General features: G+C 39.2%; 20 protein-coding genes and 1 pseudogene. 18 read left to right on the top strand and 3 right to left on the bottom strand.

Features of this window, described 5'->3' with window-relative positions:
• The first annotated feature begins 174 nt into the window (after positions 1-174).
• The 3 genes and pseudogenes from IGJ99_RS09690 (at position 175) to IGJ99_RS09680 (ending at position 2926) form a co-directional block, all read left to right on the top strand.
• On the top strand, positions 175-594 hold the full coding sequence (locus IGJ99_RS09690) for a MerR family transcriptional regulator (protein ID WP_010734939.1): 420 nt from the start codon (positions 175-177) through the stop codon (positions 592-594).
• A gap of 73 nt (positions 595-667) precedes the next feature.
• Positions 668-1534 carry an aldo/keto reductase gene (locus IGJ99_RS09685; RefSeq protein WP_349519911.1) on the top strand — a complete coding sequence of 289 codons (867 nt, stop codon included), beginning with the start codon at positions 668-670 and terminating at the stop codon, positions 1532-1534.
• A gap of 94 nt (positions 1535-1628) precedes the next feature.
• Positions 1629-2926 (top strand): annotated as a pseudogene (locus IGJ99_RS09680) (MFS transporter).
• A gap of 83 nt (positions 2927-3009) precedes the next feature.
• On the opposite strand, the gene IGJ99_RS09675 reads toward IGJ99_RS09680, so the two are convergent.
• Entirely contained in the window at positions 3010-4572 is a 1563-nt protein-coding gene (locus IGJ99_RS09675) for an Nramp family divalent metal transporter (protein ID WP_023520012.1), read from the bottom strand.
• A gap of 244 nt (positions 4573-4816) precedes the next feature.
• Here IGJ99_RS09675 and IGJ99_RS09670 point away from each other — a divergent pair, with 244 nt between their 5' ends.
• The 5 genes from IGJ99_RS09670 (at position 4817) to IGJ99_RS09650 (ending at position 12065) form a co-directional block, all read left to right on the top strand.
• Positions 4817-5041 carry a YneF family protein gene (locus IGJ99_RS09670; RefSeq protein WP_010734944.1) on the top strand — a complete coding sequence of 75 codons (225 nt, stop codon included), beginning with the start codon at positions 4817-4819 and terminating at the stop codon, positions 5039-5041.
• 214 nt (positions 5042-5255) lie between these two features.
• Positions 5256-7007, top strand: a complete 1752-nt coding sequence (locus IGJ99_RS09665) for an ABC transporter ATP-binding protein (RefSeq protein WP_019723116.1) — start codon at positions 5256-5258, stop codon at positions 7005-7007.
• Positions 7007-8785: an ABC transporter ATP-binding protein gene (locus IGJ99_RS09660; RefSeq protein ID WP_010734946.1), complete on the top strand. Its 1779-nt coding sequence runs from the start codon at positions 7007-7009 to the stop codon at positions 8783-8785. The genes IGJ99_RS09665 and IGJ99_RS09660 overlap by 1 nt, the downstream gene beginning before the upstream one ends.
• 445 nt (positions 8786-9230) lie before the next feature.
• Positions 9231-10076, top strand: a complete 846-nt coding sequence (gene licT, locus IGJ99_RS09655; RefSeq protein WP_023520009.1) for a BglG family transcription antiterminator LicT — start codon at positions 9231-9233, stop codon at positions 10074-10076.
• A gap of 102 nt (positions 10077-10178) precedes the next feature.
• Positions 10179-12065, top strand: coding sequence for a beta-glucoside-specific PTS transporter subunit IIABC (locus IGJ99_RS09650; RefSeq protein ID WP_438770795.1), 1887 nt, complete (start codon positions 10179-10181; stop codon positions 12063-12065).
• 246 nt (positions 12066-12311) lie between these two features.
• Here the strand turns inward: IGJ99_RS09650 and IGJ99_RS09645 are convergent, their stop codons facing one another.
• A complete protein-coding gene (locus tag IGJ99_RS09645) occupies positions 12312-13217 on the bottom strand; it encodes a MurR/RpiR family transcriptional regulator (protein WP_023520007.1) in 906 nt (301 codons plus the stop codon).
• A gap of 303 nt (positions 13218-13520) precedes the next feature.
• On the opposite strand from IGJ99_RS09645, the gene IGJ99_RS09640 reads away from it, so the two are divergent.
• The 5 genes from IGJ99_RS09640 to IGJ99_RS09620 all read left to right on the top strand — a co-directional run bounded on the left by IGJ99_RS09640 (position 13521) and on the right by IGJ99_RS09620 (position 19793).
• A complete protein-coding gene (locus IGJ99_RS09640; RefSeq protein WP_019724139.1) occupies positions 13521-14921 on the top strand; it encodes a 6-phospho-beta-glucosidase in 1401 nt (466 codons plus the stop codon).
• A 5-nt stretch (positions 14922-14926) separates the two neighbouring features.
• Positions 14927-16360 carry a 6-phospho-beta-glucosidase gene (locus IGJ99_RS09635; RefSeq protein WP_438770794.1) on the top strand — a complete coding sequence of 478 codons (1434 nt, stop codon included), beginning with the start codon at positions 14927-14929 and terminating at the stop codon, positions 16358-16360.
• Positions 16361-16503: 143 nt separating this feature from the next.
• A complete protein-coding gene (gene trxB / locus IGJ99_RS09630) occupies positions 16504-17439 on the top strand; it encodes a thioredoxin-disulfide reductase (RefSeq protein ID WP_438770793.1) in 936 nt (311 codons plus the stop codon).
• 261 nt (positions 17440-17700) lie between these two features.
• A complete protein-coding gene (locus IGJ99_RS09625; RefSeq protein WP_438770792.1) occupies positions 17701-19428 on the top strand; it encodes a phospho-sugar mutase in 1728 nt (575 codons plus the stop codon).
• A gap of 65 nt (positions 19429-19493) precedes the next feature.
• Positions 19494-19793, top strand: coding sequence for an ArsR/SmtB family transcription factor (locus IGJ99_RS09620; protein ID WP_010734954.1), 300 nt, complete (start codon positions 19494-19496; stop codon positions 19791-19793).
• 228 nt (positions 19794-20021) lie between these two features.
• Here IGJ99_RS09620 and IGJ99_RS09615 read toward each other — a convergent pair whose 3' ends face one another.
• Entirely contained in the window at positions 20022-20879 is an 858-nt protein-coding gene (locus IGJ99_RS09615) for a pyruvate, water dikinase regulatory protein (RefSeq protein WP_010734955.1), read from the bottom strand.
• 91 nt (positions 20880-20970) lie between these two features.
• On the opposite strand from IGJ99_RS09615, the gene IGJ99_RS09610 reads away from it, so the two are divergent.
• The 5 genes from IGJ99_RS09610 (at position 20971) to IGJ99_RS09590 (ending at position 25729) form a co-directional block, all read left to right on the top strand.
• Entirely contained in the window at positions 20971-21399 is a 429-nt protein-coding gene (locus IGJ99_RS09610; protein ID WP_010734956.1) for a Fur family transcriptional regulator, read from the top strand.
• A 164-nt stretch (positions 21400-21563) separates the two neighbouring features.
• Positions 21564-21740, top strand: coding sequence for a 30S ribosomal protein S21 (rpsU, locus tag IGJ99_RS09605; protein WP_002356740.1), 177 nt, complete (start codon positions 21564-21566; stop codon positions 21738-21740).
• A gap of 26 nt (positions 21741-21766) precedes the next feature.
• A complete protein-coding gene (locus tag IGJ99_RS09600) occupies positions 21767-22213 on the top strand; it encodes a GatB/YqeY domain-containing protein (RefSeq protein ID WP_062804925.1) in 447 nt (148 codons plus the stop codon).
• Between the two features lie 333 nt (positions 22214-22546).
• Positions 22547-23518, top strand: a complete 972-nt coding sequence (locus tag IGJ99_RS09595; protein ID WP_010734958.1) for a PhoH family protein — start codon at positions 22547-22549, stop codon at positions 23516-23518.
• A 21-nt stretch (positions 23519-23539) separates the two neighbouring features.
• Positions 23540-25729: an HD family phosphohydrolase gene (locus IGJ99_RS09590; protein ID WP_010734959.1), complete on the top strand. Its 2190-nt coding sequence runs from the start codon at positions 23540-23542 to the stop codon at positions 25727-25729.
• Positions 25730-25747: the final 18 nt, after the last annotated feature.

The raw sequence follows: 25747 nt of genomic DNA, 5'->3' as shown, positions 1-25747 counted from the left end.
TTCTCTTCTCGTTGTTAACTTGATTTTAAATTAAAAAGATAAGGTTATGTTTATTTTGAAAGAAACGGATGATAAAAGAAAACCAATCAAATAAAGAAAATTTGTTGATTATCATTTGCCTTGGAGTTGACTTTAGGGTTTATGATAACCTATATAAAAGTGGAGGGTGATGGAATGAATATAAAAAAAGCAGCTGACATGTTTGATTTGAGTGTGGATACACTCCGTTACTATGAACGTGTAGGAGTCATCCCGCCGGTTAGTCGTAATGAGAGTGGGTATCGGGATTACACAACAAATGACCTAAATTGGATTTATTTAGCAAAAAATTTACGTAACGCGGGTTTGTCTGTAGAATCTCTCATTGAATTTGCTCACTTGGCTCAATTACGCGAAGCACAAAACGTGGAAAAAGCGCAAAAGCAGATTTTAGTTGATCAGTTAGAAGAACTAGATAGAAAACTAGAGGAGATGCAGGAAGTGAGAGAATTGCTGGTTTATAAGATCGAAACGTATGATGAACATATTGCGAAGTTCAAGGCTGGGGAAATGACTCCAGATAAAGTCGAAAAATTATGGGAACGAAAAAAGTAAAAATTTTTTCTTGCTATGGATCTAACTTCAAGGTTTAGGATAGAAAAGGTAAAGAAGAAAAGGAGGAAATAACATGAACACAATAAAATTGAACAATGGTGTAGAGATGCCTCAACTAGGATTTGGGGTTTATCAAATTCCACTAGAAGAAACAGCAGAAGCGGTTTATCAAGCCATCAATGCAGGATATCGTTTGATCGACACAGCATTTATTTACGGAAATGAAAAAGAAACTGGTGAAGGAATCCGACGTGCGATCGCCGAAGGAATTGTAAAGCGTGATGAACTTTTTGTCACTTCTAAATTATTTATTCTACAAACTCCAGAAGAAAAAGCAACTGAAACGATCGAACATTCTCTGGAGGCAATGGGGTTAGAGTATCTTGATTTATATCTAATTCATCAACCCTATGGAGATATCTATGGCGCATGGCGTGCAATGGTTGCTGCTCAAAAAGCAGAGAAATTACGTGCAATTGGGATTTCCAATTTCAAATCGGCTAAAATGATCGAATTTGTTGGTTTGAATGATGTGAAACCTCAAATCAATCAAATAGAAGTAAATCCTTGGAACCAACGTGTAGAAGATCAAGAATGGCATGAAAAATATGGCGTACAAATCGAAGCTTGGGCACCATTTGCTGAAGGTCGTCACGAGTTGTTCACAAATCCTGAATTAGCAGAAATCGGTAAAAAATATGATAAAACAGTCGGACAAGTTGTTCTTCGTTGGTTGATGCAAAGAGGGATCGTTGCTCTAGCAAAATCTGTTCGACCAGAGAGAATGGCTGAAAATATTGATATCTTTGATTTTGAACTTTCGAATGAAGATGTTGAAAAAATAGCCGCTTTAGATATGAAAGAGTCTGCCTTCTTTGACCATGATGCACCACAACAAGTGGAATGGTTTATGGAGAGAATGTTGGCTACAGAAAAATGATAGAAAACTATTGATCTGTGAAAAGGATAAAAGTTTAAAAGAATCGAATGTGAAAGGACGAAATAATAAAAGCAATAGAAAGAAGTTAGGAAATTTGAAGAGAGAAAAATTTGGTGTCATTTTACCAATTACTTTATTATCCTATTTTTTGATTTTAATGGATAATTCTATTATTTTTACAAGTTCTATGAAGATAGGAGAAAGTTTAGGTTTATCTGCAAGAGCACTTTCATGGGTATCAAGTGCATATACGCTTACTTTTGGTGGTTTTTTACTATTAAGTGGTCGCCTTTCTGATTTATTCGGAAGAAAAAAGATTTTTTTAGTTGGTTTATTTATTTTGGGATAAGTTCACTGCTTATTGGATTATCACAAACAGCAGGAACGTTGATCATGATGCGTGGTGTCCAAGGAGTAGGTAGTTCCATTATTGCTCCGACATCTTTAGCACTGCTCATGGATGCTTATCAAAATAATATGAGGCAACGTGCGATCTCTTATTATGGAGCAACGGCGGGAATTGGTTCAAGTATTGGTTTGTTAGTTGGTGGGGGACTGACTAGCTTGATTTCTTGGCGCGCTGGTTTCTTAATAAATGTGCCATTTACTCTTTTGTTAGTGGTTTTAACATTGAAATATGTGAGACCTTCGGAACGTCGAAGGGAACGTATTGATTATTTAGGAAGTTTATTATCGATCCTCGGATTGATAGGAATCATCTACGGTCTTACTGAAGGAAAAAGCAACTTTTTATTCATAGGTATCATGTTTTTAGGTTTGTTTATTTTATGGGAGCGAAGGACTTCTTCGCCAATGCTTCCCCTCGAACTTTTTAAAAATAAGATACGTTCTGGTGCCTATGCTACTCGTCTCTTATTTATGATGGCGATGCTGCCATTTTGGTTCTTTTTACCTCAAATGATGCAAAGTCAATATGGATTCTCAGCGTTACAATCAGGATTTGCTTTTCTACCACTAACGATAGTTCATTTTATTATTGCGATGCAGTTGCCGAGAATGACTGCACGATTTGGAAATAATAGGATATTGTTTGTTGGAGAAATAATACTAGTAATAGGGTTGATTTTACTGGCGGTTTCGAACCCGTTTAATGGTTATTGGCAAACGATCTTTGTTCCTATGATGATCCTTGGATTAGGACAAGGAATGATTTTAGCGCCAGTGACATCTGCTGGTATCCATGAAGCACCTGACGAATTAGCAGGTATCGCAAGTGGTTTGACGAATACCATGCACCAAATTGGTGGACCAATTGGTTTGTCATTGATTGTCTCGACTACTACTAATTTTCAAACTGAGATCTGGTGGATGGTTGCTTTTACAATCATAGCTATTGCCGTGGTAGCTATTTATCTTCATGATGAAAAATAGAACTTTCTAATTTAGTAACCACAAAAAAGAAGAATAGGTCAAAACCTATGCTTCTTTTTTTCCTGCTTAGAGGGGGGAATGGCTCACGACAACTCTTGTAAACGTTGTTCATAGCGTTTATTTCCCTTGTAAAGATCAACGATCGTCCAAGCGAGTAAGGCGAGAACTGCAACGATGATGATGTAAGCGATCCGATCAGCAAGGGCGATTGACGCAGTAGAAGCTTGATCGCCGAAGAAAGCTTCGATTTGTCCAGGGAGTCCGCGCAAGTTTAAATACGTCAAACTGATGACAGAAAACCAACCAAGTATTTTGACGATCAGTGAATTTTTGAAACGGGCGCCCATTTCTGCTTGGCTGTTGGTCATCATCAATAAAGGAATCATTGAAAAAGGTAAGGCAAAAGCTAAGAATACTTGGGACTCATTCATTAGATTATTAAGTGCTGTATGTTCTTCGATCGTGCCTTTGGAGCTAGTGAACAAGACACAAAGTAGTACTGGAATGACGGACAATAGTCGAGTGACTAAACGGCGTAACCAGATCGGCATGCGCATATGAATAAAGCCTTCCATAATGACTTGTCCAGTCAATGTACCGGTAATCGTTGAATTTTGACCAGAAGCAAGCAGTGCTACTGCAAATAAGGTTGATAAAATGCCTGATTTTGCTACGGCGATCAAGACGCCGTTACTCATCGCAGATGGATCGGAAAGTGCTTCATATAAACCAAAGAAAGAGGGATCTTGAACTGCACCAGTTTTAAAGACGGCAACCCCCATGATCAATAGAAGTGCATTGACAACGAAAGCCATCGTTAATTGAATATTGGAATCCCATGTTGAGAAACGAACCGCTCTTGCAATATCTTCTGGATCTTTTCGATCGATCTCGCGGGTTTGGGAAACAGCAGAGTGCAAATAGAGATTGTGAGGCATCACAGTTGCACCAATGATCCCTAAAGCTCCAGTCAATGGGGTCTCTCCACCGATTTTTGGTTCTTCAGCAAATGTTTGGCTATTAGGAATAAAGCCTTTGAATAGACTGCTCCAATCAGGGTTTGAAAGCGCCACTTGGTAGACAAAGACAAATAGGATAACGAAAATCAAACAGACGACTAACGCTTCGATTTTACGAAAACCGATCTTTGTCAAAAGAAGCAAGACAAAGACATCCAAGACGGTAATAAAGACAGCAATTGCCAAAGGAATATCAAATAATAAATATAAAGCGATCGCTGCACCAATGACTTCAGCGATATCTGTCGCCATGATCGCTAATTCGGTCAAGATCCAAAGAATGACCCCTAGCGTTTTACTCGTACGAGCACGAATCGCCTGTGCCAGATCCATTTGGCTGACGATCCCAAGTTTGGCCGCCATATATTGTAGTAACATAGCAATCAAGCTGGACATCAGAATAACTGACATCAATAAGTATTGGAAATTTTGGCCACCGGTGATCGATGTTGACCAATTACCTGGGTCCATATAGCCGACTGCTACGAGTGCACCAGGTCCGGAATAGGCAAGTAAGGTGCGGAAGAAACTTTTTCCTTTTGGTACTTTAACCGTACCGTTTACTTCTGAAAGGGATAACCCATTAGTGTGTTCAATCCATTTATGTTTATTCTCGTGATTATTCAAATGAAAACCACCCTTCTATTTCTTTTCGAATTCATTCTACACCCAGAGACGAAAAAATAAAAGAAAAAAATTCGGCTAACCTAAAAATTAAATGTGGCTCACTTTCTAAATAGGTATTTTTGTATAATCATGAAATAAAAATGACTTTTTTTACATATTCTTAAGAAAACGCCTTTCTTTTTTTTGTAAGTTTTAGTAAAATGAATCATTGAGAGCAATTAGGAAAAGGAAAGGAGAGATTTACATGGTATCAAACGGAATCGTTGTACTTATTGCAGTTATTGCATTGTTAATCGGCGCAGTCGGTGGATTCTTTCTTGCGCGTAAATATATGAAAGATTACTTAGAAAAAAATCCTCCCGTTAATGAGGAAATGTTAAGATCAATGATGATGTCTATGGGGCAAAAACCATCTGAAAAGAAAATTCGTCAGATGATGCAACAGATGAAGAACCAAGGGAAGAAGTAGGTTCTTATTCGACAACATCAAAAAGCGGGCTGATTGATTTCAGCTCGCTTTTTTCTTTTTCTCCATTTGAGAAAAGCGCATTCATGCCGATCAATGATTATTTTTTATAAATTGTATGACGATCATATTTTTTCGATTGTGATCAACGATATCTGAGGATGCAATTCAACCTCGGAAATAAATGAAATTTTTAGGAGTTAGAAGGAGGAAGTATATGTCGATTTTCAGAAAATTGGGTTGGTTTTTTAAACAAGAGAAAAAGCACTATTTGATTGGCGTATTTTCTTTGTTCGCGGTGGCAATAGTGCAGTTGATCCCACCTAAAGTCATCGGGATCATTATCGATGAAATCGCCGATCAAAATATCTCGATGCAAATCATTGCATTGTGGATAGGTGTATTGATCATTGCAGCTTTTTTGCAATATCTTTTTCGCTATATTTGGCGAATGAACATTTGGGGCAGTGCAGCTAGACTTGAAAAAGAATTACGCCAGCGTCTATTTGCTCATTTTACGCGAATGGATAGTTTGTTCTATCAAAAATACCGGACGGGTGATTTGATGGCTCATGCAACGAATGATTTGAACGCGATTCAAAATGTAGCTGGTGCAGGAATTTTAACATTTGCAGATTCAGTGATCACTGGAGGAACGACGATCATTGCGATGGTTCTATTCGTTGATTGGCGGTTAACGTTGATTGCATTGATCCCATTGCCATTATTAGCGGTTACTTCAAGGATCTTAGGCTCAAAATTACATGATGCGTTTCGTGACTCACAAGAAGCCTTTTCAAGTATCAACGATAAAACGCAAGAAAGTATCACAGGTATCAAAGTCATCAAAACATTTGGTCAAGAAAAACAAGACTTGGAAGATTTCCAAGAAAAGATCGATGATGCCATTGAGAAAAATAAGCGAGTAAACTTTTTAGATGCGCTTTTTGATCCATTCATCACATTGATCATTGGCTTGTCATATGTGGCGACAATTATTTTAGGTGGACGTTATGTCTTGGATGGTACGATCTCAATTGGACAGATGGTTTCCTTTATCAGTTATATCGGTATGCTTGTCTGGCCGATGTTTGCGATTGGACGTCTGTTCAATGTACTAGAGAGAGGGAATGCGTCGTATGATCGTGTCAATGAACTATTGCATGAGAAAACACATATCGTCGAAAAAGTAGGAGCAGAAATGACACCAGCAAAAGGTGAGTTGAATGTGGCAATCACACAATTTACCTATCCAGACGATGAACAGCCAGCATTAGAACACATCAAATTTGCGATCAATGAAGGTGATACGTTAGGTATCGTTGGTAAAACAGGTGCCGGTAAGACGACGATCATCAAATTATTGATGCGTGAGTATGACCATTATCAAGGAGAAATCAAATTTGGCGGACGAACGATCAGAGACTACTCACTAGATGCCTTGTTGCGCTCGATTGGTTATGTGCCACAAGATCATTTCTTGTTTTCGATGACGATCCTAGATAATATTCGCTTCTCCAATCCACAGAAATCACCAGAAGAAGTGGAAGAAGCAGCGGAATTGGCGTATATCAACACAGAAATCAAAGGACTGCCAGAAGGGTACCAGACAATGGTCGGTGAACGTGGAGTCTCCCTTTCTGGTGGACAGAAGCAACGGTTGTCGATTGCTCGTGCATTGATCCAAAGTCCCGAATTATTGATTTTGGATGACGCATTATCCGCTGTTGATGCTAAGACAGAAGAAGCAATCTTACGTAACCTTAAAGCAGAACGGAAAAACAAAACCACGATCATTGCGGCCCATCGTTTAAGTAGTGTCATGCACGCCAATGAAATCATCGTCATCGATCATGGTCGGATCATTGAACGTGGCACACATCAAGAGTTGTTAGCTCTTGGCGGTTGGTACGAACAAATGTGGCAGAAACAACAATTAGAAGCAAAAATTGAAGGAGGTGGCGAATAATGGAAGATCAATATCAGTCGGAATGGTCAAAATCCATGACCTATAAAGAACAAGCTTCGATCATTAAACGGTTGATGCAATTTGCTAAACCCTTTCGCTCGACATTCATCATTGCGATTTTATTTGCTTTAGTATTATCAGTCATCAATGTGCTATTGCCAAGGATCATCCAAACATTCATGGATGAGCATCTAGCGAAGCAGTCAGCAACGACACAAGTCATCCTTTTCTTTGCAGGGCTTTATCTATTTGGGGTCATTGTCAAAAGTATCATCTGGTTTTTCCAATGGTATCTATATTCGATGGCGTCATTGAAGACCTACCAACATATCCGTGTAAAGTTGTTTGAGAAACTTCATACACTAGGAATGCGGTACTTTGACCAAACGCCAGCTGGATCGACTGTTTCTCGTGTGACTAATGACACAGAAACACTGTTTGAATTTTGGTATGTCTTTCTGATGGTTTTAACAGGAATTTTTGCCGTGATTTCTTCATTTATTGCGATGTTTCAAATCAATCAAAAAATCGCGCTATGGTGTCTGATCTTTTTACCGATTTTAGGAGTAGTGATTTGGTATTATCAAAAATTCAGTTCAAGGATCTATCGAAATATGCGTGAGCGCTTGAGTCAATTGAACACAAAATTAAATGAATCGATTTCTGGGATGCGGATCATCCAACAATTTCGTCAAGAATCGCGTTTAGCAAAAGAATTTGAGGAAGTCAATGAAGAGTATCTAGCGACTCGCTATGCCATGATCAAGACAAATTCGATTCTTTTGAGTCCAATCATCAGTTTTTTATATGCTTTAGCAGTTGCCTTGACTTTGACGTTGTTCGGACTCGACGCGTTACATTCACCAGTTGAAGTCGGTTTGATCTTTGCCTTCACCACCTATGTTCAAGGATTCTTTAATCCGATGTCGCAAATGATGGACTTCTTGAGTGTCTTTACGGACGGAACAGTCGCAGGAAGTCGTATCTTGAAAATCATGGATACGGAAGAATATGCACCACAGCAAAAGGAATCAGCGGATCGGACGATCACTGCTGGAAAAATCGAATTTCGTAATGTCAGTTTCTCTTATGATGGAAAAAACAATGTATTGAACAATATTTCATTTGTTGCTAATCCAGGAGAAACTGTCGCATTAGTCGGACATACAGGAAGTGGGAAAAGTTCGATCATCAATGTGTTGATGCGTTTTTATGAGTTTTACGAAGGGCAGATCTTGATTGATGACCATGACATTCGTGAATATCCGATCGCTGAATTACGCAATAAAATGGGTCTAGTATTACAGGATGCGTTCTTATTTTATGGGGATATCGCTGGAAACATCCGAATGATGAATCCAGAGATCACAGACGAACAAATACGTGAAGCCGCTGAGTTTGTCCAAGCGAATCAGTTCATTGAAGATTTACCGAAAGGGTATCATTCAAAAGTGATTGAAAGAGGGGCAAGCTATTCAAGTGGGCAACGCCAATTGATCACGTTTGCCAGAACGATTGTAACTGATCCTAAAATCTTAGTTCTGGATGAAGCAACGGCGAATATCGACACAGAAACAGAAGTGTTGATCCAAGAAGGACTTGCGAAGATGCGTCAAGGTCGGACAACGATTGCTATCGCCCATCGTCTGTCAACGATCCGTGATGCAGAGTTGATCCTCGTATTAGATAAAGGACATATCGTGGAGCGCGGGAATCATGAAACACTTTTAGCGGAAGAAGGGCTATACGCAGATATGTACAAATTACAAAGTGAGTAACAGGGAAGAATAAAGGCATCTGTTTTTGAAACACTTGTATCGTAAGCCGTGATAAAAATAGTTAGCCTCAACTCATAAGTCTTGAATCCCCAAAAACATGCCAACTTTTGGGGATCAAGGCTTTTTTTTATGACTTGATTGATAGCGGTGTGATTCAAATCAAAAAAGTCAATCGGCTATTCTTACTGTCTAGTTAATGGCTGTTCTGGGGGAGTGGTAGTTTCCATGTTAACGTGAAAGAATTTTTTTTAGAAATATAGGAATAATACAAAAGAAAGCGTTGACATTTTAAAATTGTTTCGCTACTATGAAGAAAAGAACATACTGTTGGATAGTGATTGCATCACGCAAGCTAAACCTAATCAGTCACCATGAATTGATTCCATGGCTGACTTTTTGGGTTTTTTTGTTTTTTTAGGAGTGACAATCATAGAAAGGGGATATTATGCGGATTGAAAAAATTCTAAATAATAATGTCGTTGTCACAAGGGACAAATTAAATCGAGAAATGATCGTTATGGGAAAAGGATTAGCATTCAAAAAAAAGATTGGTGATGCTATTTTAGAAGCGGGTGTGGATAAAGAATTTCATTTGACAGATGATCGACTGTCGAGACATTTTCAAAAATTAGCGGAGGATATCCCGATGGAATACCTCGAACTCTCCTACGAGATCATTGAGTATACGAAAGAAAAGTTAGATGTGACATTGAATGAATCCATTTATATTTCATTGACCGATCATTTATACAATGCGATCAAACGTTATAAAACCGGCGTTGGATTACCTAATGTTTTATTATATGATATCAAGCAATTATTTCCGAGAGAATACCAAATAGGTAAAAAAACGATTGAAAAAGTCCATCATAAATATGGATTTGATTTATCCGAAAATGAAGCTGGATTCATTGCCCTTCATTTAGTCAATGCACAATCAGAACAAGATAGTATGAACAATATGTACCAGTTTACGAAAACCATTCAAGATATTTTGAATATCGTTCGCTATTATTATCAAACACCCTTTGATGAAGAATCGCTTTATTTTTTCCGATTTGTCACGCATCTTCGTTTTTTTCTTAGCCGTGTGATGAACACGTCCCTTACCCAAGAAGGTGAGGTCGAGGAGGAATTGATCCAGATGATCCAGCGAAAATATCAAACGGCTTCTGGCTGCGTGGACAAAATCGCTTTATTCTTACAGGAAACATTTAATTATCATATGTCAGACGATGAAATTGTCTACTTAACGATCCATCTGGCTCGTTTGGCAGATAATAATCATTAAAAAAATCACTAAAAGGAGGGCCGTGGATTCAACGAATGAGTACCAAAGGATAGTGACATTGAGTTGGCTAAACCTTCAATCAAACAATTGGAGGAAAAGAACATGGGAAAATACCAAGATTTAGCAAAAGAAATCGTGAAATATGTTGGCGGAAAAGAAAATATCAGTAGTTTGACGCACTGTGTGACTCGCTTGCGTTTTCGGTTAAAAGACGAAAGTAAAGCAGATGACGAGACATTGAAGAATATGGATGGTGTCGTGACCGTCATGAAAAGCGGTGGGCAATACCAAGTAGTCATTGGTAATCATGTACCAGACGTATATGCAGATGTATTAAATGTAGCAGGGATTTCAGAAGATGCGGAATTAGCCCCTGCGAAAGGCAATATATTTAATCGTTTGATCGATATTTTAAGTGGTTGTTTCCAACCCTTCTTAGGAGCTTTAGCAGCTGCCGGGATGGTCAAAGGATTGAATGCATTATTTATCTTTTTAGGATTTTATGAGCAGACTTCCGGAACTTATATCATGTTAAATGGGATCGGTGATTCGATCTTTTATTTCATGCCAGTTATTCTAGGGTATACAGCAGCTAAAAAATTCAAATTGAATCCAATGGTCGGCATCGTCATCGGTGCAGCCCTTGTCTATCCGACCGTGCAAGGTCCCGCATTACAAAGTAGTTTTGAAGCAGCCAATCAAGGTGCTGCAGCGCCGCTTAGCCTTTTAGGATTACCTGCATATGAAAGTTTCTTGGGTATTCCCTGGGTAGGAGCTTCTTATACATCAAGTGTCATTCCTGTCATCTTTATCATTGCTTTTGCCGGACAAGTCCAAAAATTTGCGAAGAAGATCGTTCCAACAGTTGTCCAAACATTTGTTGTTCCTTTTATGGTCTTATTGATTGCTCTACCGATCGGCTTTTTGGTGATTGGCCCAATCGTTAGCTTGTTAACAGAGTGGTTGAGTGCAGGTTTCCAAGCATTGATGGATTTTTCACCAGCATTATATGGTGGGGTTCTAGGCTTCTTCTGGCAAGTATTAGTTATCTTCGGTCTACATTGGAGTATCATTCCTTTGGCGATCATGCAGTTGGCACAAAATGGCTCAAGTCAAATGCTTGTAGGTGTTTTTGGGGCAAGTTTTGCACAAACCGCCGTGGTATTAGCAATGTACTTCAAGTTTAAAGACAAGAAAATGAAAGCCTTATGTATGCCTGCCTTTATCTCAGGAATCTTTGGTGTGACAGAACCAGCCATCTATGGAATCACTCTACCTAAAAAGACCCCGTTCATTTATTCAATGATTGGTGGGGCAATCTCTGGTATCTATTTGATGATGAGTGGTACGACAAGTTATACAATGGGTGGATTGGGTATCTTCGGAGTGGTCAACTTCATTAGTGGTAGCGATGCAAGTGGCATGTACAATGCCTTTATCGGTATCGCAATTGCAGCAACGATCGGTTTTACTTTGACTTTCTTGTTCTGGAAAGATACCGAAGAAGTAGTGCCTGAGAAAAAAGAAAGTAAAATCAAAGAAATCGTCAAAACACCGATCCAAGGTGGTATTGCATCTTTAAGCGAAGCAAAAGACCAAGCATTTGCTAAAGGCGCGTTAGGACGAGGAATCTTGATCTATCCAGAAAAAGGGGAAGTCGTTGCACCATTCGATGGGACAGTGATGACGTTATTTCCTTCAAAACATGCGATCGGTTTAGTTTCTGAAAGTGGATTAGAACTGTTGATCCATGTTGGGTTAGACACTGTACAATTGGAAGGGAAACATTTTGAGTCTTTTGTGAAACAAGGGGATAAAGTGAAACAAGGAGACGTCTTATTGCGATTTGATATCAATGCGATCGAAAGTGAAGGCTATAGTGTAGAAACCCCTGTCATCATTACCAATTCAGCAGATTACCTCGATATCGTCGAGAATCAATCGAAGATCGTGACGAATGGGGATGAGTTGATCACAGCGTTGACTTGATGAGTTCAAAGCCCTTTAGATCAAGGTTTTAGAAAGTTAGCTTAGTGTTAAAAAGCATTTTTCCACAGGAGAATGTTTCTAAGTACCTGATTCCAAAAAAAGTCGTAACATCCGAGGGTTTCCTCTCATATTTTGGATGTTACGGCTTATTTTCTTAGAAGTTCAGCTATTTAATTAGAGAGTAAATTTCAAGGAGCAACTTTGTTCTGAACGAATCTTTCTGATCGTTCCCGCTATAAAAGTAGACTAATCGCCATCTTCGATTGAATCGGTAAATAGTTCTTCTTTCATAATGGATGAACTGATCTGCCGTGTATCGACTTTTTGCCCGACTTCGATCAAATAATCGAGGTTCTCACGATAATGTTCAGCAAAGACACAACTATATAACACATCCAACAAATAGGAGATCGACGTATTGATCGTGAAACTACTGATTTTTGAGTACAATCGTTCACGTGTTGTCAGGCGTAATACCACATCGCTCGCTGTCGACAAACTGGACTCACCGATGCTCGTCAACGATAAAATCGGCACATTTTTTTCTTTCAAAATTTCAGCAGTCCGAAGCATCATCTGATTTTCTCCCGTATAAGAGATCAAGATCGCACAGTTTTCAGGCTGACAATTGTAGGCATCGTAATAGGACTCGCCAGATGTGGGCACGATGGTCACTTCTTGTTTGATCCGATTCATTTTCAATTTGAATGATTGAGCAATCAATGTGTTGGTATCACTCGAAAATAATACGATTTTATTCGATCGCAGCAGAAGTTGCTTTGCTTGTTGGAGGTCGTCGTGCATCAACAAGGATAACGTATCTTGGATCGTCATACGTTCAAGTGCCGCAATCCGATTAGCGATCGTCATGATGCCTTCATTTTCGGAAAAAGGGAGATTGGCGTCCACTTCTTGAAAGTTTCCTTGTAGATATTCTGTTTCAGCAATGAACGCATCTCTAAAATCCACCCATCCGTGAAAACCCATTTTTTTGGCGATCCGAATCAAAGTAGAAGGATGGACATAGCAAGTTTCAGCAATTTGTTGAATCGTTCGATCGGCCAGAGTTGTTTCATTGGCTTGGAGAAAACGGATGACTTCGCTTTCTGAAGGTGAAAAGTTGATTTGTTTAAGCTTTTCCTTTAATAGCATAATTCGATCCTCTTTTTTACGTTTTAGTTAAAAATATGTAAAATAATTGTAAACGGTATTATTTAATGTGTCAATGAAACAAAAAAAGAGAAGTAATTCCTTTACTCGTTTATTTTGATTGAAAAATTAGGTTTTATTTGGATTTTCTCATTATTTTTCTTTTTGTTATGCGCAATAAATTTACAAAAAAATGCAAGAATATCGATCATTTTGTAAATGGTTATTCAAATTGATCAAAAAGTATTGTGACTTTTATTTACAAAAATGATAATGGAGTTGTAAAAAAGACGAAGGAGTGAGTGTATGAATCAAGGAATCAAGATCGCGACAATTGGTGGCGGAAGTAGTTACACACCGGAACTAATGGAAGGATTCATCAAACGTTACGATGAATTGCCGATTCGTGAAATCTGGTTAGTCGATATCGAAGCTGGGCGTGAAAAACTAGCGATCGTCAGTGAAATGGCCCAACGGATGTGGGATGCTTCTCCATATGACGTGAAAATCTATGCCACCTTAGATCGCGAAGAAGCATTGAAAGATGCGGACTTTGTCACTACACAATTTCGGGTCGGTCAATTGGATGCTCGTGTAAAAGACGAACGCATTCCAGCGTACTACGGCATGTTAGGCCAAGAAACCAATGGAGCTGGGGGAATGTTCAAAGCATTTCGTACGATCCCAGTCATTTTAGCAGTAGTTGAAGACATGAAACGCCTCTGTCCGAACGCTTGGTTGATCAATTTCGCTAATCCAAGCGGTATGGTGACTGAAGCAGTCGTTCGTTATGGGAAATGGGACAAAGTGATTGGATTGTGCAATGTACCAGTAATGGCAATGATGACAGAGCCAGTCATGATCAGTGAAAAGAAAGAAGAGTTGATTTATAAATTTGCTGGGCTGAACCATTTCCATTGGCACAAAGTAGCGGACGCAAAAGGAAATGATCGTACAGAAGATTTGATTGAACAACTTTATGCGGAAGATAACGGGTTGCCAAAAAACATATTCGATGTGCCATTCTTTAGAGAACAACTCGATCAGATGAAAATGATTCCTTGTGGCTATCACCGCTATTACTATCGTGAAGAAGAAATGTTGGAGCATGCGTTGGAAGAATACCACACGATCGGAACGCGAGCACAACAAGTCAAACAAACAGAAGCGGAATTGTTTGAGCTATACAAAGATCCGCAACTCGATCATAAACCAGAACAATTACAACAACGAGGTGGTGCCTATTATTCGGATGCTGCGTGTGAAACGATTGCTTCGATCTATGGCAATAAAGAAACTCAAATCGTTGTCTCAACGAAAAACAATGGGGCAGTGCCTGATCTACCAGCAGACTGTGTCGTTGAAGTAACAGCGTATGTAGGCGCGCAAGGAGCAAGAAGTGTTGCTTTTGGTTCATTACCTACAGCAGAACGTGGCTGGTTACAAGTGATGAAAAATATGGAGTTGTTGACGATCGAAGCAGCTGTCACAGGTGATTACGGGACGGCGTTACAAGCATTTACGATCAACCCATTAGTTCGTTCTGGTAAAACAGCAAAACGTATGATGGATGAATTATTTATTGCTCATCAAGAGTATTTACCACAATTTAAAGAAGCCATCGATCGCTTAACAGCAGAAGGCATCGAAGTGCAAGATGAATTAGCAAGAGAATTGTCAGAAAAACGTGTAGTGGAAGGAGTATAACAACGATGGGATTTAGAAAAGACTTTTTATGGGGTGGCGCAACAGCTGCCAATCAATGTGAAGGTGGATACGACGAAGGAGGGCGCGGCTTAGCCAATGTAGATGTCGTGCCGATTGGTCCAGATCGTTTTCCAGTGATTACCGGTCAACAAAAAATGTTTGAGTTTGATGACGAACATTTTTATCCAGCAAAAGAAGCGATCGATATGTACCATCACTATAAAGAAGATATTGCCTTATTTGCAGAAATGGGCTTTAAAACCTACCGTCTATCGATTGCCTGGAGCCGTATTTTTCCATTAGGTGATGAGAAAGAGCCAAACGAAGAAGGGTTGAAATTCTATGAAGATGTCTTTAAAGAATGTCAAAAGTATGGGATCGAACCCTTAGTAACGATCACCCATTTTGACTGCCCGATGCATCTAGTCAAGGAATATGGGGCATGGCGTTCGCGTGAATTAGTCGGATTTTATGAAAACCTTTGTCACGTGATCTTTAACCGTTACAAAGGATTAGTAAAATATTGGTTGACCTTTAATGAAATCAACATGATTTTACATGCACCGTTCATGGGCGCTGGCTTGTATTTTGAAGAAGGCGACAATGTAGAGCAAGTCAAATATCAAGCAGCTCATCATGAGTTACTAGCGAGTGCGATTGCCACAAAAATCGCGCATGAAGTCGACCCTGAGAATAAAGTCGGCTGTATGTTAGCTGCGGGGGCTTATTATCCTTATTCATGTAAACCAGAAGATGTCTGGGCTTCACGCCAAGCAGACCGTGAAAACTACTTCTTTATCGATGTGCAGTCAAGAGGAGAATACCCAGCATATGCACTAAAAGAAATGGAACGCCAAGGCATCGAGATCAAAATGGAACCAGGAGACTTAGAGTTATTGAAACAACATACTGTTGATTTTATTTCATTCTCTTATTATTCTTCTCGTGTTTCAACAACCGATCCAAAACTATTAGAACAAACCGCAGGAAATATCTTTGAATCAACGAAAAACCCTTATTTAGAAGCAAGTGAATGGGGCTGGCAAATTGACCCATTAGGTTTACGGGTAACCTTGAATGATATTTATGATCGTTATCAAAAACCATTGTTTATTGTCGAAAATGGTTTGGGCGCGGTAGATACTCCGGATGAGAATGGCTATGTGGAAGATGACTATCGCATTTCATATCTTGCTTCACACATCCAAGCGATGAAAGATGCAGTCGAACTAGATGGTGTTGATCTTTTAGGTTATACGACTTGGGGATGTATCGATCTAGTTTCTGCTGGAACTGGTGAAATGAAGAAACGCTATGGTTTTATCTACGTTGATCGTGACAATGAAGGCAATGGTACATTGAGACGAACAAAGAAAAAATCATTTGATTGGTATAAACAAGTGATTGCTTCGAATGGTGAAAATCTAGCGAACAAATAGGATAGAATAAGAATGTCTATTGTTTTTGTCTATCGATTTCGAGTATAATATATCTATTCGAAACTCGTAGGCAGAACAATAGACTTTTTGTGTGATTGGCTGTAAAGTAGGCTTACTTGATTTTAAAACGGAGGAATCTACATATGTATGATGTAATCGTAATTGGTGCAGGACCTGCTGGCATGACCGCTGCTTTGTATGCTTCAAGATCAAACTTATCAGTAGCGATGATCGAACAAGGGGCACCTGGTGGGCAAATGAACAACACCGCAGAAGTAGAAAATTATCCTGGATTTGATTCGATCATGGGGCCAGACCTTGCGTATAAAATGTATGAAGGTGTTTCACGATTTGGAACTGAAAATGTCTACGGTATCGTCCAAGATATCAAAGATCATGGCAACTATAAAGAAGTCATCTGTGAAGACAAAAGTTACGAAGCGAAAACAGTCATCATTGCAACTGGTTGTATCCATCGTAAACTAGGAGTACCAGGCGAAGAAGAATATGCTGGACGTGGCGTTTCTTATTGCGCGGTTTGTGACGGTGCATTTTTCCGTAATAAACGCTTAGTCGTGATCGGTGGTGGCGATTCTGCAGTAGAAGAAGCTGTGTATTTGACACAATTTGCTTCAGAAGTCGTTATCGTTCATCGTCGTGATGAACTAAGAGCGCAAAAAATCATCCAAGATCGCGCATTTGCGAACGAAAAAATCTCATTTGTTTGGGATACGATCACTGATGAGATCATCGGAAATGATATGGTCGTTACTGGTGTCAAAGGGTACAACGCAAAAACAGGGGAAGAAATCGAATTAGCAGCTGACGGTGTGTTCATCTACGTTGGACTAGATCCATTAACTGAACCTTTCCGCAAAGCAGGACTCACGAATGCTGCTGGCTGGATTCCAACAGATCAAGATATGCGTACGAATATGCCTGGTGTGTTTGCTATTGGCGATGTGCGAGAAAAAGATCTACGCCAAATCACCACAGCAGTAGGCGATGGCGGGATTGCTGGACAACAAGTGTATAAATACTTGGAAGCATTAGAAGAAACGCCAAACGCTCAAGGATAACTAATGATTTAAAAAACGAAAGGTGTCTGGGACATTAGTCCTTTTGTGCCACCTAAAACCGAATAAACGGCGGGAACAGAAGTAACCTCTTCGGAAATAAGGCGCCATCCACAAAAATTTGAAGAACAATTTTCGTGGATGGCGCCTTATTTCTCGAGGCTGAACACTTCTTTCCCGACCTCTTTTTCTTATGCTTTGCTATCTAAATAGAGAATGCTATACTTAGAAAGGAATATATTTTTAGAAAGAGGTGTCAGCTTCATGTCTTGGAAACAAGTTTACGAGCAATGGGCAACTGAAGAATCATTAGAAGAAAATTTAAAAAAACAATTAAAAGAATTAAGTGAAAATCCTGAAAAATTAGAAGATGCGTTCTACGCACCTTTGGAATTTGGTACAGCAGGAATGCGCGGGATCTTAGGACCTGGAATCAATCGAATGAACATCTATACTGTACGTCAAGCAACAGAAGGGCTTGCACAATTTATGGATGAACAAGGAGCAGAAACAAAAAAACGTGGGGTAGCGATTGCTTATGATTCACGTCATCAATCGCCAGAATTTGCGATGGAAGCGGCAAAAACTTTAGCGCAACATGGTATTCCATCTTTTGTATTTGAAAGCTTACGACCAACCCCAGAGCTTTCATTTGCGGTTCGTCATCTTAACGCATTCGCTGGGATCATGGTTACAGCTTCTCATAATCCAGCGGCATATAATGGCTATAAAGTCTATGGCGAAGATGGTGGACAAATGCCGCCTGCAGATGCAGACGCATTGACAAAATATGTACGAAACATCAGCAATCCATTAAAAGTAGAAGTTTTAGCAGAAGAACAAGCAAAAAATAGTGATTTGATCACGATCATCGGCGAAGAAATCGACCAAGCGTACTTGGAAGAAATCAAAGCAGTGACGATCAATCATGAATTAGTAGAAACATTAGGGAAAGAATTGAAGCTAGTCTTCACGCCGTTACACGGAACAGGCAAAATGTTAGGTGAGCGTGCGTTGACTCAAGCGGGATTTGAACAATTTGTCTTGGTTCCTGAGCAAGCAATCGCTGACCCAGACTTCACCACAGTCAAATCACCAAATCCAGAAGAACACTCTGCTTTTGAATACGCAATCCGTTTAGGCGAAAAAGAAGGCGCAGATCTATTGATTGCTACTGATCCAGATGCCGATCGTCTAGGTGCAGCTGTACGCTTGCCAGACGGTTCATACAAAGTATTGACTGGAAATCAAATCGGCGCTTTGCTTGTCCAATATATCCTAGAAGCTCACAAAGAAAAAGGAACACTGCCAGAAAATGCGGCGGTCTTGAAATCAATCGTTTCAAGTGAACTACCGACAGCAATCGCTAGACATTATGGTGTAGAAATGATGAACGTTTTGACTGGCTTCAAATTTATTGCTGAAAAAATCCAACAATTTGAAGAAACCAAGGCGCATACATTCATGTTTGGTTTTGAAGAAAGCTACGGTTATTTAGTCAAACCATTCGTTCGCGATAAAGACGCGATTCAAGCACTATTATTATTAGCAGAAGTTGCTGCATTTTATAAAAAACAAGGTAAGACCCTTTATGATGGGTTACAATCGATTTTTGAAACGTATGGCTATTATGCAGAAAAAACAATTTCAGTCACAATGAGTGGGCAAGAAGGTTCAGCGAAAATTGCAGCACTGATGGAGAAATTCAGAAAAGATGCACCAACTGAATTTGCCGGAGAAAAAGTTTTACAAACAGAAGATTTCAAGGCACTGACAAAAACAGATGACCAAGGAAATGTAGAAAAACTAACGACTCCACCTTCAGATGTATTGAAATATACACTAGAAGAAGACGGTTGGATCGCGATCCGTCCTTCTGGAACGGAACCAAAAATCAAATTTTATATTGGTGTCAAAGGTGATTCAAACCAAGCAGCACAAGAAAAAATTGCTGCACTTGAAGCTAGCATCAAATCAATGACAGAAGAATAAACAGTTGAGACTGACGAAAAAAGTGGTACACTTTAGTAGTCAGTCTTTTTTTGGAGGTGAATCGTTTGTCGGGGAATCAAAACATTAAAGTAGAAAAAGTGAGTCAATTATTCAAGGTATTAAGTGATCCGACACGTTTGAATATTTTACTTTATTTAAAAGATGGTGAAAAAAATGTGACGTCGATCAGTCAATCTGTTCAAATGGAACAATCGGCTGTGTCTCATCAATTACGGTTGTTACGTGAAAACCACGTGGTGAAATCACGACGTGAAGGAAAAACGATCCTTTACAGTTTAGATGACTTTCATGTATTAGATATTTTAGAACAAACGATCAAACATGTAGAGCATCAAAAAAGCTAACTAAAGTCATTAAAAAAGGATTTGAAAGTGTCTGGGACATTGGTCCTCTTGTACCACCTAAAACCGAATAAACGGCGGGAACAGAAGTAACCACTTCGGAAATAAGGCGCCATCCACAAAAATTTGAAGAACAATTTTCGTGGATGGCGCCTTATTTCTCGAGGTTGAACACTTCTGTCCCGACCTCGATCAACTCCTATTTTTATCATTTAAAAAGATAATAAAAAGCTATTTCTCTTCCGAAGTTTCTGTGCCGTAATAGCTATGGTCTTCCAGCTCTAACTCATTCAATATCAATGATGCTGTTTCTTCAATGGAAAGAGAAGCAACATTGATGACGACACACCCTAATTTTTCATAAAGTTCATTGGCAAATTCCAATTCTGCACGAATTTTTTCGATATCGGAGTACGCAGTATCTGGATTCAGGCCATATGAACGCATGCGTTCTTTACGAATGTTATTTAAAATATCAGGGTTATTTGTTAATCCAACAATCTTCTTCGGATCGATTTCCCACAACTGTTTAGGGATATGTGCTTGAGGTATCAGTGGGAGATTCGCTACTTTTAAATTTTTATTGGCTAAAAACAAACTTAATGGTGTTTTAGAAGTTCTGGAAACACCAAGTAAGACGACATCGGCTTCCAAAAAACCTCGAGGATCTTTTCCGTCGTCATATTTCACCGCAAACTCCATCGCTTTGATTCGTTTGAAATAATTTTCATTCAATAAGTGAAGTGCCCCTGGTTGACGTGTCGGTTTGATGCCAGTCAAGCGCTCGATTTCTGCAATTGGCGGGGTCAATACATCAAAGCTGTATAATTTGTTTTTTTGACAAAATTCATTTGTTAAATCCACCAATTCTTGGTTGATCAATGTATGGAGAACTAATGCTTGTTCTGACAATGCATCATTTAGTGCGCGTTGCAACGTCTCTGGATCAGTCACAAAAGTTCGTCGAAATAAACTAAATTCGATGGATGGATATTGTGCCATTGTGGCTTGGGCTAATTTTGTTGCTGTTTCACCTGCAGAGTCTGAAATGACAAAAAAGGTGACGACTTCATTTGATTCGGCAGTCATAAATAAAAAACCTCGCTTGCTTTTTTTTTAGGTTTATTATACCATACTCGAGTGTACATACTTCGTAATCATTTTGATTTGGGGGATAATGATGAATAAACAAACATTGATCGAACAATCTTTAGAAACATTGAAAAATAACGGGTTCAAATACACGAAAAAGCGAGAAGCATTACTCGCATATTTAATCAAACGAAATCGTTACGTCTCTGCAAAAGAAGTCTTTGACTATATGAGTCAGGAATTTAAAGGAGTCAGCTATGATACGATCTATCGTAATTTACATGACTTTTCAGAGTTAGATCTTTTGGAAGAAACGGATCTAAATGGAGAAATGAAATTCCGTTTTCATTGTTGTCAAGGCGAGATTGGGCATCATCACCACTTCATATGTACCGTTTGTGGGACGACAAAAGAAATCCATATGTGTCCAATGAATTATTTTGAAGAACAACTCAGTGGGTGTACCATTGAAGGGCATCGCTTTGAGATATTTGGTCGCTGTGAGAGCTGTCAATAATAATTTTCAATAAAATAACAGGTGATTATTTAAAAAAATCATAAGATTCTCTTGACGGTCAAAACTGCTTTAGCTATAATGTTTATAGAACAGTCTTGTTTCTTGAGATTAACATTTCAATAACAATTACGGTTACTTTTTAAGCTCGGAGGGAGGGAATTAATATGTCAAAAACAGTCGTTCGCAAAAACGAATCACTTGACGATGCTCTTCGTCGCTTCAAACGTTCCGTGTCAAAAGCGGGTACTTTACAAGAATCTCGTAAACGTGAATTCTACGAAAAACCAAGTGTAAAGCGTAAGAAAAAATCTGAAGCAGCTAGAAAACGCAAAAAATTCTAGTTCTTTGATGAATTGGAGTTGGTAGTGTGTCACTACTAAGTAGATTGAACGATGACATGAAGACAGCGATGAAAGCTAAAGATAAAGAATCTTTACAGGTGATTCGTATGATCAAGTCATCTATACAAAACGAGCAAATTAAAGAAGGTCACGACTTGACAGAAGAAGAAGAACTAACAGTGTTGTCTCGCGAAATGAAACAACGCCGTGATTCTTTGCATGAATTCGAGGAAGCTGGACGTGACGATTTAGCTGAAAAAGTGAAAAGTGAAATTGTGATAGTCGAAAAGTATATGCCAGAGCAACTTTCTGAAAAAGAAATTCGACAACTTGTTCAAGATGCGATCACGCAAACAGGTGCTTCATCTGCAAAAGAATTTGGTAAAGTCATGGGAGTTATCATGCCTAAAGTCAAAGGAAAAGCTGATGGAAATCAAGTAAATGCTATCGTAAAAGAACTATTGCAGTCTTAAACTTAGCAAACGAAACTACGGACGCGAAAGTGTCCGTAGTTTTTTTGTGTTCATTAAAAGAATAGTTTTTTGATCAATATTTTTTTGTTTAAAAACGTTTGTTGTTACTTGACAAAAGATTCATAGATTAAAATAAATCGGACAACTGATGATCAAAGTCAGGTATCTCTGCTAGTTACTAAATGGTTAGGTTGTTTTAGTTGAAGAACGTTTTGTCTCAGTAATCCAAATTAAAACTTTTTTCTCAAGTCGTCTCATTTTATTCGCTATATAGTTTTTCATGATTATGGTAGAATAGGTAAGAACGATTTGAAATAAAGGAGATGTCTATTTTTGACAGAAGCGTCTAGTTCTTTGGATATTAGATTAACAGCAACTGATGATATCAGTATGCTTTTAGGGTCACATGATAAACATATCAAACTGATCGAAGAAACAACTGAAACGACGATCCACACAAGAGGTGAAGTGATCCAGATCATCGGGGAAGAAACCGATATTTCTTTGGCTGCTTCCGTCATCCGAACGTTACAAGAATTGATCAAACGAGGGATCCATATCAGTATGCCTGATGTGGTCACTGCCTTGAAAATGGCTCAAAAAGGGACATTGGACTATTTTGTTGAGATGTATGAACAAGAGATCGTCAAAGATCGCAATGGCAAACCGATCCGTGTCAAAAACAGCGGACAAAAAAAATACGTCGATTCTGTCGCCAAACATGATGTGGTCTTTGGCGTAGGACCAGCTGGTACTGGGAAAACATTTTTGGCTGTCGTATTAGCGATTGCTGCCTTAAAAAAAGGCGAAGTCCAAAAAATCATCTTGACTCGTCCAGCCGTCGAAGCAGGTGAAAATCTTGGATTCTTACCTGGAGATCTGAAGGAAAAAGTCGATCCATATTTACGACCAGTTTATGATGCACTGTACCAGATTTTTGGGTTGGATCATACCAATCGTTTGATGGAGCGAGGAATCATCGAGATTGCACCACTTGCATATATGCGTGGTAGAACGTTAGATGATGCCTTTGTGATTTTGGATGAGGCGCAAAACACAACAGTCGCCCAAATGAAAATGTTTTTGACTCGGCTTGGCTATCAGTCAAAAATGATCGTCAATGGGGACACGAGCCAAATCGATTTACCAAAAGGGACAATGAGTGGATTGATCCATGCAGAACGAACACTCAAACAAATCAAAAAAATCGATTTTGTGAATTTTGAAGCTAGTGATGTCGTTCGTCACCCTGTCGTGGCAGAAATCATCAAAGCTTATGAAAAAGCGGATCTTCATCAAGAATAGCTTTTTTAGGAGGATTACCACATGTTGAACAAAATATTGCAGCAGCTTCAAGCGAAATTAGGGAAAGCTGCAGCACCTTTTCTCTTATTGCTTTTCTTTCTATTGATGTGTGGGATCACGTTTAGCAGCGTGAAGCAAAAGCCCAATGATTTTAGAGAGGGACAAGTAGCGGAAGAAAGTATCCGTGCCAATAAAACGATTGAGAACACGGAAGAAACCGAACAAAAAAGGAAATTAGCAGCTGAAGCAGTGACACCTGAGTACACCTACCAAAGTGACCTAGCTTCGGAACAAGATCGTCGGATCAATCAACTGTTTGTTTTGATCGATCGTGCGAATGACACGATCGACAAACAATACGAAGAAAAAGTCAGTAAGGCAAAAGAAGATGAAAATGTTCCAAAGCCAACAGTAGAAGAACGGATAGCCGCATTGAAACGAATATTCGAAAGTTCAAATGCGGATGATGTCGCGTTCTACCAAAAATTACCAAATAGTTTTTACTCAACGATCATGAATATGTCAGAAAGCGAGATTACGACGGTTCGTGATGAAAGCTTGAAATTGATCGACGAACAAATGAGTAAGCAAGTTCGAGAAAGTGATTTAGATAATTTCAAACAAGAAGCAAATGATAAGATCCAGTATTTGAATGTTTCGGCAGAACAACAAGAAATGATCCGCTATTTAGTCGATCAGGGCATTGTTGTGAATGATGTGCTAAATGAAAAACGAACAGAAGAGTTGAAGCAAGAGGCACGTGACTCCATCCAACCCGTCATGATTTTCCAAGGGGAGATCATTGTTCGTGAAGGGAATCAAATCGATGCAGCTGCTATGAAAAAATTAGAGTTGTTAGGTTTGACGAGTCAATCTACTTCGATTTTTCCTCTTGTCGCTATGATTCTAGCGGTATTATTGCAAATTGGTGTGTTATTCTACAATTCACTACAGTATAAAGATCTATTCAAACGAACAGAGTATATTCTTTTCTACGTAACAGCGATGTCCATCAGTATTTTATTGATGAAATTTTTCCAAGTCTTTCAAACAGAGCAAGCGACGTATATTCCGTTACTTTACCCAGCAGCGTTTGTACCGCTTGTCTTAAACTTTTTCTTGAATCGAAGAGCGGGTATCATGGCTGCGTTATTCCAAGCAGTTTCAGCGCTATTCATTTTTTACAATTCGATCGGTACGAATTTCTTGACTGTGATTTTGGTCTCGTACCTATTTGCCGGCTTTTTAGCAGCCATTTTAAAACGGCAACGTATTTCAGAACAATGGTTCCCAGCAATCATGTGGGTCGTTGTCTTTCCGTTATTGATGGATGTCGTTTTAGTGGTTTATCAAGGCATGAGCTTTAGCGATGGCACCACTTGGTTAACACTTGTATGTGGCTTCATGGGCGCATTTCTGTCGTATTTACTGACGATTGGTCTGCACCCTTATATTGAGCTATTAGTGAATGACGACAGTGTGATCGTTCTAAATGAATTGAGTAACCCGAACCATCCATTATTGAAGCAATTGTTAGAAGAAGCACCGGGAACGTATCATCATAGTATGATGGTTGCGAATCTGAGTGCGAATGCAGTTGCTGAAATCGGTGGGCGTTCATTGTTGACACGTGTGGCTTGTTATTACCATGACATCGGCAAAATCAAACATGCCAGCTTTTTCGTGGAGAACTTACCTTCTGGTGCGGAAAATCCCCATAACTTTTTACTTCCTGAAGATAGTAAACAAATTATTTTTGGGCATGTGACAGACGGTGCGAAGATTTTAGAAGAGTACGATATGCCACAAATGGTGATCGATATCTGCAAGCAACATCATGGGACGACTTTGATGCGTTATTTCTATATCAAAGCAAAAGAACGTAATCCCGAAGTAACAGAGGAACAATTCCGTTACCCTGGCCCTAGACCGCAAACACGGGAAGCTGGGATCGTCAATATTGCGGATAGTTGCGAAGCCGCTGTGCGAGCGATGGATCATCCAACCAGTGAAAAAATCGAAGCTTTTGTGCATAATTTGATTGAAGAACGGATTTCTGATGGTCAGCTTGATGATAGTGGATTGACACTCAAAGAAATCCGCAAAGTTGAAAAATCTCTTGTGAGTGGATTGAGCAGTACCTTCCACTCAAGGATCAAATACCCTAAAATGAAGTCTGAAGCAGAAAAAATGAAACAAGAAAAAGAATAGCAAGAAGGAAGCGATGAC

The sequence above is a fragment of the Enterococcus sp. AZ095b genome, assembly GCF_051714725.1.
In the GTDB taxonomy this organism is placed as follows: Bacteria; Bacillota; Bacilli; order Lactobacillales; family Enterococcaceae; genus Enterococcus_B; species Enterococcus_B pernyi.
Note: the sequence above shows the minus strand (reverse complement) of the source record. Positions and strands in the feature narration are given on the sequence as shown.